The following is an 11,011-nucleotide window of genomic DNA, read 5'->3' as shown; positions in this document are numbered from 1 at the left end:
GCTAAAGGTGTTGTTGGTGTGCACAAATCCACGCACCTCTTCGGCTGATCGTTGCTCAATCGGGATCTCTTTGCCACTCGGGCAGTCGCTGTCAATCGTCGTATGCGGAGCTGCAATATAAAAGGGAACTTTGTGGTAGTGAGCAAGTACGGCTAATGAGTAGGTGCCAATTTTATTGGCAAAATCACCATTTGCTGCAATCCGATCTGCTCCGACAATGACGCAATCAACTCGCCCCTCTGCCATCAAAGAACCTGCCATACTATCGCAGATAAGTGCATGAGAGACTCCCGACTGGTTGAGCTCCCATGCCGTAAGACGAGCACCTTGAAGGAGAGGACGAGTCTCATCTACCCAGACATGTAGCGTGTCATTCAACCTTGCTGCTGTTGTAATAATACCAAGAGCTGTACCACATCCAGCAGTTGCAAGACCTCCGGTGTTACAGTGTGTCAGAATAGACTTTGCATTCTCTAATAGAGCGGCTCCGTTTTGAGCAATCCGATCACAAAGAGCCACATCCTCTTCAAAAACTCGCCGAGCTTCAGCGACAGTGTCTTCACGCCACGTAGCTAATCCACTCTTCGTAATCTCCCGCAAAAGATCCATTGCGTGCATCAGATTGACAGCTGTAGGACGTGCAGCTCGGAGTAACTCGATAGCCTCAATAATTCCTTCACGCTCCATACCCCTTATAGCAAGACTACCAACAAAGAGAGAAGCAGCAACTGCAATAGCCGGTGCACCCCTTACTTTTAGTAATTGAATTGCAGATATCATCTGCTCAAGTTCATTACACTCGATCCACTCTTCTACTTCAGGCAGTTTCTGCTGATCTAAAATCAACAATCTTCCATCAGAGAAGCGAATAGACATTCCTATAAGATCCTGCATGAACTCCTCCTTTACTACTCGATTTGAAATACCGTATCAATGAGAGTCTGTCGATTAAACCTCTGATCTTTCGTCGGAAAATCAATCATATAGTGAAGCCCGCGACTCTCTTTTCGTAAAAGTGCCGAACGAATTATTAGGTCAGCCACAATACTCAGGTTTCTAAGCTCCAGAAGATCGGCCGTCACGAAAAAATCCCAATAGTACTTGTCTATCTCAGTTCGTATCAGCTGATTACGCCGCAGAGCTCTCTCCAAGCGCTTCGTTGACCGAACAATCCCAACGTAGTTCCACATAATTCTTCGGATCTCTTCCCAGTTTTGGAGAATAACAACCTGCTCATCACTGTCTGTTGCTCTCCCAGTATCCCATACTGGACCAGGCTGAGGTGCTAATGCTTCTCGAATACCCTGCAAACTGTGCTGTGCCGCTCGGGTACCAAGCACAAGCCCCTCAAGTAAAGAATTCGATGCAAGTCGGTTGGCACCATGTAGACCCGTGCATGCGACCTCTCCTGCAGCATAGAGATTCTGAATATTTGTTACTCCATCTTCATTCGTAATAACCCCACCACAACAGTAATGCGCCGCTGGCACCACTGGTACTGGTTCTGTTGAGATATCAAAACCGAATTCAAGACATCGAGAATAAATCATCGGGAATTTTTCTTGAACAAACTCTCTTCCTCGATGCGCAATATCAAGGAGCACATACTCCTCTCCGTATCGCTTCATCTCAGCATCAATCGCGCGAGCTACGATATCTCGAGGCGCCAGTTCGCCGCGTTCATCATACTTACTCAGAAAGCGTTCTCCATTAACACGTAAAATATGCGCCCCCTCTCCTCGCATCGCTTCTGTAATGAGAAAGTTCTTTGCCTCGGGGTGATACAGACAGGTGGGATGGAACTGCATGAACTCCATATTTGCTACCGGAACTCCAGCCCGATAGCACATGGCGATCCCATCACCGGTGGCTACATCTGGATTCGAAGTATAGAGGTATACCTTTCCAACTCCGCCAGTCGCTATCAAGATCCGCTTTGCCATATACGCTTGAACTGTCTGATTCTGTTCAAGAACATAAATACCGAGCGCTCGATTTGGCTGAGCGGTATCCATATGCAACTTATGAGAGGTAATAATATCAATGGCAAAATGCTGCTGAAGAAGTTCAATATTTGGATGATTCTCCGCCGCCGCTAGAAGCGCTCGCTGAATCTCATATCCTGTAGCATCGGCCGCATGCAGGATACGTCGCTGCGAGTGCCCTCCCTCTTGATGAAGATGATATCCATCGGCAGTCCGATCAAAAAGAGCGCCCCTTTCTATCAACTTCTCAACACACTCTGGTCCCTGCTGAATGATAAGGCTGACCATTGCTTCATCAGAGAGTCCAGCACCAGCATGGATCGTATCTCGGATATGACTTTCAAATGAATCGCCCTCCGAAGACACACTCGCAATTCCTCCTTGCGCCCAAGACGTGGAGGAATCAGAACGATGGCTCTTAAAGAGGATTGCTACCGTACCGGAATCTGCCACCTCCAGCGCATAGGTGAGCCCTGCTATTCCACCACCAACCACCAAAAAGTCATACTGCCTGTCCGTCATTTACTCTCCGAACGCTGCGCACTGCGCCCTATCACGCATGATATGATCCATAACAACAAGTGCGGACATTGCTTCAACGATAGGAACAGCCCTAGGAACAACGCATGGATCATGCCTCCCAGCTGCAGATAGGGTAATCGCTTCTCCATCAACATTCACGGTCTCTTGCTCATGTTGAATTGTTGACACAGGCTTAAAAGCCACTCGAAAGAAAATGGTCTCACCAGTACTAATGCCACCTGTAATTCCGCCGGCATTATTTGTAGAAGTACGAATCTCTCCATCCTCCGAACGGTAGAAGGGATCGTTATGCTGACTGCCTCGCATTCTTACACCACTAAAACCAGATCCAACCTCGAATCCTTTCACTGCGTTAATACTGACCATCGCTTTTGCAAGATCCGCATTCAATTTATCAAAAACTGGCTCTCCAAGACCTGCCGGCACCCCTCGGATTACCCCGGCAACTACCCCCCCGATGGAATCGCCCGCATCGCGAACCTCCTCAATCAGTTGAATCATCGCTTGCGCTTGTTCGGGATCAGGACACCGTACGATACTTGCTTCTATCTGTTCGAGCGTTATATCCGCATGCTGCACTGATGTGCTGATCTCTCCTACTTGCTCAACGTATGCCAGCATTTCAATACCGTACTGCTCTCGTAAATACTTTTTGGCAATAGCACCTGCGGCCACCCGAGCAAGAGTCTCTCGAGCAGAAGCACGACCGCTGCCGCGCCAGTCTCGTAATCCATACTTCGTATTGTATGTATAGTCCGCATGGGATGGTCGCAGCACACCAAGCAAGTCATGATAATCTTCTGGACGCATATCCTTATTATGTGCAGATAACATTATTGGCGTTCCAGTGGTTCGTCCATTGAACACCCCTGACTGAATTGAGATCGTATCTGTTTCTTTACGCGGTGTAGTAATAGCACTTTGCCCCGGTCGACGACGATCTAATTCAGGTTGAATATCTTCCTCTGAAAGTTCAAGCCCTGGGGGACAACCATCAACGATGACTCCGACGGAGCCACCGTGAGATTCACCAAAAGTTGTAATTCGAAATGCTACTCCAAAACTATTGCCACCCATACTCGAGCTCTTTCCTATTTTTTCTTCTTAATAATCTCTTCAATTATTGTAAAATCTTCAAGGGTCAGTTGCCCTGCAGCAGTCTGCGGTAGATCTTTTTCCGTAGCAGATGGAAGGAAATTATAGGCACAACCGAAAGAGCCGGCAAAAGCCCTCGTAATCAATCCCTCTGCTCCCATACCAAGTACAATGGCTTTTTGTCCGAAGTCCCGCAAACAAACAAGAAAATCGAGCAGTCGCACTGCATCTTTTGCTGAGTGACAGTAACAAGCAAACTTTACGATATCTGGAGAAAATGCCTCCATCCGCCCTAAGACCTTCTTCAGCTCATCATGGGTTGGCGTTCTCTCATAGTGATGATACGAACAGAGAAGAGAAGAATCTCTCTTCTCTTCTCTATAGAAGGTTAACTCCTCCTCCTGCACGTTTATATCAAAGTCCCAGAGAATATTTGAATTCTGGAGTGTTCCTATCCACTTTTTTCGAGCCTCTATTGGGAGAACTGATGGTGCCAAATTCTCTCGCCGAAAGAGCAAAATATAATCTTTGTCTGCTGTATCAACGACACCCTGCACCTGTGAGATCTCCTCTGGAGGCAAGTAGTCAAGCCATAACTCGAATGCATCATAGCGATCTCGATTCCTACGAATAACATGACGAGTAATCTCAAGACTACTTCCCTGTATCGGCAAACATTTCTTCATTGAATCATCTTGCCTCACAAAAAGCGCTGTTCTCTGCCTTTCCGCTTAGTAATGCTGCTGGCACCTCTCTACCGTGATGATACTGAAACTGAGCAGCCGCCTGTGCCAAAAACATTTCTCTTCCTGTTATACAGATTGCCCCTGCTTTCTGCGCACTTAATAAAAATGGGGTCCATTCAGGAACGTATACAGCATCAAGGACTACCATTTCGGATCGAAAGGCAGATGAGTCAAATAGCGACCTCCCTTGAGCAAACAACTCTGCAGATGTCGTCTGAATGATCGTATCGAACTCACCTAAACTCTCGATATCCGAGAGAGCAGCCGCTGAAACTTGAAACTCGGCAGCCAGGGAGGTTGCACGATTCAGTGTTCGATTGATTATCGTAACATCCTCCGCTCTATCTTTGACTGCAAATAGGGCTGCTCGCGCCGTTCCTCCAGCGCCTACTATTGCTACTCGTTTCCCATGCAGCGCTCCTCGTTTGAGCAAAGGCTCCTGAATACCTATCCAGTCGGTATTGTGCCCACACAACTTTCCTTCTGCTTTAACGACGGTATTTACGGCTCCAATGATGCCAGCACTCTCTGAGATCTCATCAAGATAAGGCATTACTCTCTCTTTCAGAGGAACGGTAATCGCTAAGCCCTGAAGAGCCTTGTTCGAGCGAAATGATTCAAAGAAAGATTGGATATCTCTTACACGAAACGAAACAAATTGATGATTTTTCATCTCCATATCGCGAAAAAGGGCACCATGAAGCCGTGGAGAACGGGAGTGTCCTACCGGGTCTCCGATCACCATCCAGATTCTCATCTGTTCTTCTCTCTGCCCAACAGAGGGTACATCAAAAAGCAGCTGATTCATGAGCCGCCCGACCTCTTCTGGGGACAACTCATCGGTTGGTATCACGAGATCGGCAGCATGTTGGTATTGCGAGAGACGCTTACTGTAAAGGCTATGAGCGTCATCTCTTGAACGAAAAAGCGGCCGACTTGTATCTCCCTGAAGACGCATTTCAATCGTTTCAAAGGAGGTATCGAGATACACCATACATATATTCCCTGCTCCATATAGAGTTGTTTCATCGAACAGGCGTCTATTATGTGACGATTCAAGAATTCCTCCACCGCAGGAGATAATGACGTCTTCTTGCTGAAGAGCCTTGCTCAAGGCTGCTGTCTCTAACTCACGGAAGGAAGCCTCTCCGTGACGGTCGAATATTTCAGAAATGGACTTACAATCTGTTTCAGCAAGAACCAATGCATCAGTTTCAATAAGAGAGTAATCCGTCATCTTGCGAAGCACAGAGGCTGCTGTGGTCTTTCCACTTCCCATAAATCCTAAAAGGACAATTTTCATAGCTCATCCAGCCCAATCGCAAAAAGTCTTGTCCAAAAGTCTGGGAATGACTTTGCTACGACACTCGGATTCTCGATTTGGAGCCCTGGAAGAATCGCCCCAAGAACTGAAAATGACATAGCCATACGATGATCATCATAGGTCCTGATAGCGGCTTTTCTTAGTGCGCTCGGCGAAATGCCATGAATCACCAACGTATCATCGGTTGACTCGCTTCTGACTCCGACTCGACGAAGCTCTTGCTCTAACGCAGCAATTCGATCAGTTTCTTTCACTCGTAATGTCTTCAAGCCTTTTAAGATTGAGACGCCATCCGCTACTGCGGTAAGGACTGCGAGCGTTTGGGCCGAGTCTGGCAAATTAACCATATCAGCTTCTAGCGGACGTAATCTTCCAGCAGGCCCTTTTACAATGAAAGAAGAGTTGGTTAAATCTCTTTCAACCGAACATCCCATCCACTCAAGATTTTTCAGAAATTCAAGATCTCCTTGTCGAGAATCCTCCGGAAACGGACCGACGCTAATCGATCCCCCCGAAATAGCTGCTAGGGCCCAAAAATACGACGCACCCGATGCATCTCCTTCCACAAGATATTCTGAACAATTCAATCTTCCAGGGGACACCATAATCCGGTCAGCGTCTCCGAATGCGACATCTCCATTAAAAGCCCTAATGGTCTGAATCGTCATACTCAAATACGACCGTGAGACAAGCTCTCCTTGGGGCATAATCGTAATGCCGTTCTCAAAAGTAGCTCCCGTTAGTAGTAAGGCCGTTAAGAACTGACTACTAAGACTCCCATCAACTTGAACCTCTCCACCTTTTAATGTTTTTCCACGAATACGAAGCGGTGGGCACCCCTCCGTTCCGAGATAGTCAATATCTGCTCCAAGAGTTCTTAGTGCCTCAACAAGTGGCCCAATGGGACGCTCATGCATTCGTTCACTTCCGCAAAGAATTATCTCTGCTCCTTCACATGAAGCTGCAAATGCTGTCATAAACCTCATTACGGTACCCCCAGCACCGACATCCAGGGTTACATCCACTGGAACTTGAGAACGATTTCGAGAGATTTCTAGGGCCCCCTGCTCACGCCACCGACTCGTCACACCAAATTGTTTTAACAATTCTAATAGTGTCAGCGAGTCCTCGCTTCTCGAGGGATTTTTTAAAAGAACAGGGGTCTCAGAAAGCGCACCAAGAATAAGTGCTCTATTCATGAAACTCTTTGAACCAGAGAGATTCAACGAGTGTTGAAACGGCTCTTTTGGTGGAAATAACGTAAGGATGTTGTCTCTCATACTTATCTTTACTTAGAACTGAAAACAGTACTGTTATATCAGGATTCGTATTTGAAAGGTATAATCACAACATGAGTATCACGGTTGCTGATCCACAGGATTTGAGTGCCATTTCCCAATATCTGAAGAGAGCTCAGGGAGATATCAACCTGAAGTTGCTCAGAAAGTTAGCTTTTTGTCTCGCCCAGGGAAGGTGCCATGTTATTAGAAAGCATCGCCAGCTTGTTGGAGTCATCATACTGGACCATGACTTTATGGGCGCGGACCGCATCGTAACCATGTGTGGAGACTCAGACTCCATAAGGCAACGCCTGCTACAAGCTGGCAGGCAGCATACCAAGTCAGAAGATGTTTTTTTAATCCTGCACAAAGACGACTCCTTAATTATCGAAGCAATCACTGCAGGATACCAGCACTGCGGCTCTTTTTCGACACATTATCGGGGGTCAGAAGACAAACTGCCGTTGATTGTTCGAAGCGTTCTTCATGAGTCTAAAGACAAACCCGATATTTTCTTCGAAGTATACTCTGCCCCCAAAATCTCTTGTTCTTAGACAGAACTACCAAACATCAGTGGGAGACAGCTCATTGTTTATGCCTGTGATGGAAGAAGGCGATTGTATGCGGCGCGAACTCTATCCCCATCAGCTTTTTGATTTGGACGACAGTTCCCCACTGCTGTGATCAGACTCCAGAGAACCTCTCCGTCTTCATTCTTCTTATCTTGCTTCAGAAGCTCCTCAACTGCTTCAGCCGAATATGTTTGCGGCAATACAATAGGTAATCCGACTGACTGTAGTGCTTCACTTACACGTTCACTTACTCCTTGATCGATCAAATTAAGCTCCTCTGCCAAATATATCTCACCCAACATTCCGAGGGAAATCGCTTCTCCATGAAGAAGTGGAGCGTCTCCTCGATGAGAAACCGCCTCAAAAGCATGTCCAAAGGTATGTCCAAAGTTTAATATTTTACGAAGGCAGCCCTCCGTTTCGTCATGAACAACAATATCACGCTTAATTTCACAAGATTTCGCAATAATCTCTTCAAGTATATCTGCGCGACGCTCACTATGAGAGAAATAGCGAACAGAGCGCAAAAAATAGTCTGCATCTTGAATCAGTCCGTGTTTTACGATCTCTGATATCCCCGAGCGAAATTCTCGTTCTGGAAGCGTCTCTAAAAAACCGGTATCAATAAATACCTTCTTGGGCTGAGCAAACGTCCCGACAATATTTTTTGTGCCAAGGAGGTTTACTCCCGTCTTTCCTCCGACACTCGCATCTACCTGAGCTAAAAGAGTCGTAGGAACATTCCAGAAATCAACTCCGCGCATGAACGTGCTTGCGACAAATCCACCGAGGTCGGTAAGCATTCCTCCGCCAATATTGATAATCAAGGAATGACGATCGGCACCCCGGTTAAGCAGAAACTCCCAGGCCCGAGTAGCAGAGGATACCGTCTTGGCCATCTCACCCGATGGAAAGATAAACCGGGGCATAGTAGCCAGCGGCCCTGATAGCCCCTCTATCCAGAGTTGCTCCACGATAGTTTCAGTAAATACGAAGACCTTTTTATACTGGCTTCCATCGACAAGGGATTCAAGGCGAGCCAGCCCCTCTGACCCTATCTCGATGAGGTATTCTGCTCTGCCAGGTATCTGAACTGGTACGGTTCGCATTACTTCCTACTCCTTTCTCCCTACTCCTTATTCACTGTTCATCTCCGTTCGCACCGTTATCGCTTAACTGGTCAAAAATGAACAGGAAAAGAGAGCAGGTTTCCCGAAATTTCATCCACTGGTTCCGCTTGCTGGCCCTTTTCGGCCACTATCCAGCCCGAAGCTCCATTCGCGTCCCGCCCCCCCCCCGCTCATAGTGACCACTCCGGTATACAACTAGCGCGCCTCTCATATTTGCCAATCATTGAATTCTCGCCCTTTGAGGGAGTACAATAGCGACTTGGCTGCAGGTCCTCCACTGAAACGGAATACGCGGTTGATACCCAAAGCCACAAACAACTCAGTGAAGTTGCCTTAGACTTCACAATTCCGTAGGACATGTGGCGATATGAGAATTGGAATTATTCCCTCCGTGAAAACCAGTCATACTATCCGCCGCCTTACTGATGTTGGAAAGGCGCGTGGGCATGAGGTACGCATTATTCATCCAGGGACCGTCTCTATTTTCCTTCGCAGTGAGAGCTCTGACCTCTTCGTTAAAAACGCTCGCCCAAGACAGATCGATGCTGTTATACCCAGACTTGAGTCTGGGGCTAGCCAGCTGATGCTGGCAGTAGTTCGGCAATTTGAACAGCTCGGAACATTCTCCATCAATACATCATCCGCAATAGCAGTAGCCCATGATAAACTCCGAACGGGGCAAGTGCTTGCAAGAAATAATCTTCCAATACCCGATTCTTCATGGGTACTCCACCAGTCTGAGGTACCGAAAGCGATTGAAAAGCTTGGTGGTGCACCGATAGTTATCAAAACACTCAGTGGCAGCCAGGGGAAAGGTGTGCTCTTGGCAGAATCTGATAAAGTCGCAAAAGCGATGATTGAAGCGCTGCAAATAGCAGGGCACGCGGTCATTTTACAAAAGTTTATCAAAGAGAGCGCAGGACAAGACATACGAGCTTTTGTAGTGGGAGATCAAGTAGTCGCTTCTATGCGAAGAATCTCCGCAGGAGATGACTTTCGAAGCAATCTTCATAAGGGAGGAACGGCTGAACCAGTTGAACTTGATGAGCATACTAAAAATGTTGCTGTACGCGCGGCTCATGCCGTGGGGCTTCGAATTGCAGGAGTGGATCTTATTGAAAGTACAGAAGGTCCACTCGTTATTGAGGTAAATTCGTCGCCAGGACTTCAAGGAATCGAAGAAGCGACCAAGATTGATGTAGCAAGTGCCATCTATACCTATCTTGAAGAGGAAGTGAACTTTCCAGACTTTGACTTTAAAGAACAGATGTCTCTGGGACGAGGCTATGCGGTTTTACAGATTGCCATTCATGAGTCATCACCCTATCGAGATAAAAGTCTCGCTGAAATAGACTTTAAAGATAAAGGAATTCAACTACTCCGCATTGCGAGAGCAAGACTCACCATTCCGTTTCCTCATAATGAGGAAATTCTCCGATTAGGAGATATCGTGCTCTTATTTGGTAAGCGTCTTGACCTTATGATGCTGCGACAAGAAGCGATTCTCGAATAGCAGTCGCTCGACCCCAACTCATGACTATTTAAGACCTTGGAATGCAGCAAAGGAGAGTAAGTAGGTCAAGAGATTCGAGCGATTCTTCATCCAACCCGGCAGATATTTGGGCCCATGTAACTCACCCGAATCAAGTAGGGGCACAAGCTCTGCGATATGTTGCAATGCAATGCGCCCACTGAACAGCAGTTCAATCGAAGAATAGCTTTCGGTCTCAAGCGCATCGAGAAGAAATGTTCGCACCTCAAGTAACCCCCGAATATAGACAAGGTCTTTCGTAAACACGACCCCCTCGCGTCCATTTCCACCTCGAAAGATACGTTGGGTTGAAAAATAGCTCTCTTCTTGAGACTGACTTTGCGAACGAAAATAGTTATAGACTTCAATAAAGTCCGCTCCTTTTAATGCCATATCGATAGCAATCACTCGTGCGCTCAATCGAGCCATACGTCCAATATCTATCGAATTCGTCACGAACTCAGAAAAGACCGCCAACCCCTCTTGCGTCAAGGTTGTATAGGGACTTGAAACTCCGAATGTTTGATACGGCTGAGCTCTTCCATTGAGTAAAGTAAGTGTGTGAACCAATAACTCATGGTTCAACAGCTGTAGAATATCATGAGATGCAAAACAAGTAGATTCGCGAATCCGCACCCCAAGTGCATTCGCGACTGCTTTAGAAGATATCTCATCGGTGAGGGAGACTGACAAATCCTCGTTTGGAAAGACTCCCTTCATCTCTTTTCTCATCTCATCAGCCACGACCGAAGCAAGAATACAAACGGTTTCTCGAGGAACAAGATTTTCCTCCCGAAAATTCTTA

General features: G+C 46.8%; 10 protein-coding genes. 2 read left to right on the top strand and 8 right to left on the bottom strand.

The window, feature by feature from the left end; all coding sequences use genetic code 11:
- The 6 genes from mtnA to aroA all read right to left on the bottom strand — a co-directional run.
- Positions 1-894 (bottom strand): S-methyl-5-thioribose-1-phosphate isomerase (gene mtnA / locus EBR25_10645; protein NBW41441.1); only part of this gene is annotated, 894 nt, incomplete at its 3' end.
- A gap of 14 nt (positions 895-908) precedes the next feature.
- The gene (locus tag EBR25_10640; protein ID NBW41440.1) at positions 909-2,507 is read right to left on the bottom strand and encodes an L-aspartate oxidase; all 1,599 of its coding nucleotides are present in this window, start codon (positions 2,505-2,507) and stop codon (positions 909-911) included.
- The gene (locus EBR25_10635; protein NBW41439.1) at positions 2,508-3,605 is read right to left on the bottom strand and encodes a chorismate synthase; all 1,098 of its coding nucleotides are present in this window, start codon (positions 3,603-3,605) and stop codon (positions 2,508-2,510) included.
- 14 nt (positions 3,606-3,619) lie between these two features.
- Entirely contained in the window at positions 3,620-4,309 is a 690-nt protein-coding gene (locus tag EBR25_10630; GenBank protein ID NBW41438.1) for a type I 3-dehydroquinate dehydratase, read from the bottom strand.
- A 4-nt stretch (positions 4,310-4,313) separates the two neighbouring features.
- On the bottom strand, positions 4,314-5,672 hold the full coding sequence (aroE, locus tag EBR25_10625) for a shikimate dehydrogenase (protein ID NBW41437.1): 1,359 nt from the start codon (positions 5,670-5,672) through the stop codon (positions 4,314-4,316).
- Positions 5,669-6,973 (bottom strand): 3-phosphoshikimate 1-carboxyvinyltransferase, encoded by a 1,305-nt coding sequence (aroA, locus tag EBR25_10620; GenBank protein NBW41436.1) that lies wholly within the window; start codon positions 6,971-6,973, stop codon positions 5,669-5,671. Before aroA ends, aroE begins: the two co-directional genes overlap by 4 nt.
- A 71-nt stretch (positions 6,974-7,044) precedes the next feature.
- Between aroA and EBR25_10615 the strand changes: the two genes are divergently transcribed.
- A complete protein-coding gene (locus tag EBR25_10615) occupies positions 7,045-7,527 on the top strand; it encodes a hypothetical protein (protein NBW41435.1) in 483 nt (160 codons plus the stop codon).
- 38 nt (positions 7,528-7,565) lie between these two features.
- On the opposite strand, the gene aroB is transcribed toward EBR25_10615, so the two are convergent.
- Positions 7,566-8,654 carry a 3-dehydroquinate synthase gene (aroB, locus tag EBR25_10610; protein NBW41434.1) on the bottom strand — a complete coding sequence of 363 codons (1,089 nt, stop codon included), beginning with the start codon at positions 8,652-8,654 and terminating at the stop codon, positions 7,566-7,568.
- A 388-nt stretch (positions 8,655-9,042) separates the two neighbouring features.
- Here aroB and EBR25_10605 point away from each other — a divergent pair, with 388 nt between their 5' ends.
- The gene (locus tag EBR25_10605; protein ID NBW41433.1) at positions 9,043-10,188 is read left to right on the top strand and encodes a RimK family alpha-L-glutamate ligase; all 1,146 of its coding nucleotides are present in this window, start codon (positions 9,043-9,045) and stop codon (positions 10,186-10,188) included.
- Between the two features lie 24 nt (positions 10,189-10,212).
- Here EBR25_10605 and EBR25_10600 read toward each other — a convergent pair.
- Positions 10,213-11,011: DUF1704 domain-containing protein (locus EBR25_10600; GenBank protein ID NBW41432.1), on the bottom strand; the 799-nt coding region annotated here is incomplete at its 5' end.

The organism is bacterium (genome assembly GCA_009926305.1).
In the GTDB taxonomy this organism is placed as follows: domain Bacteria; phylum Bdellovibrionota_C; class UBA2361; order UBA2361; family RFPC01; genus RFPC01.
The sequence above is the reverse complement of the archived record's forward strand: the minus strand, read 5'-3'. Positions and strand labels throughout refer to the sequence as shown.

Coding starts and splice junctions, on each gene's coding strand:
- EBR25_10640 (NBW41440.1), bottom strand. CDS start 2,507: ATGACGGACAGGCAGTATGACTTTTTGGTGGTTGGTGGTGGAATAGCA.
- EBR25_10635 (NBW41439.1), bottom strand. CDS start 3,605: ATGGGTGGCAATAGTTTTGGAGTAGCATTTCGAATTACAACTTTTGGT.
- EBR25_10630 (NBW41438.1), bottom strand. CDS start 4,309: ATGAAGAAATGTTTGCCGATACAGGGAAGTAGTCTTGAGATTACTCGT.
- aroE (NBW41437.1), bottom strand. CDS start 5,672: ATGAAAATTGTCCTTTTAGGATTTATGGGAAGTGGAAAGACCACAGCA.
- aroA (NBW41436.1), bottom strand. CDS start 6,973: ATGAGAGACAACATCCTTACGTTATTTCCACCAAAAGAGCCGTTTCAA.
- EBR25_10615 (NBW41435.1), top strand. CDS start 7,045: ATGAGTATCACGGTTGCTGATCCACAGGATTTGAGTGCCATTTCCCAA.
- aroB (NBW41434.1), bottom strand. CDS start 8,654: ATGCGAACCGTACCAGTTCAGATACCTGGCAGAGCAGAATACCTCATC.
- EBR25_10605 (NBW41433.1), top strand. CDS start 9,043: ATGAGAATTGGAATTATTCCCTCCGTGAAAACCAGTCATACTATCCGC.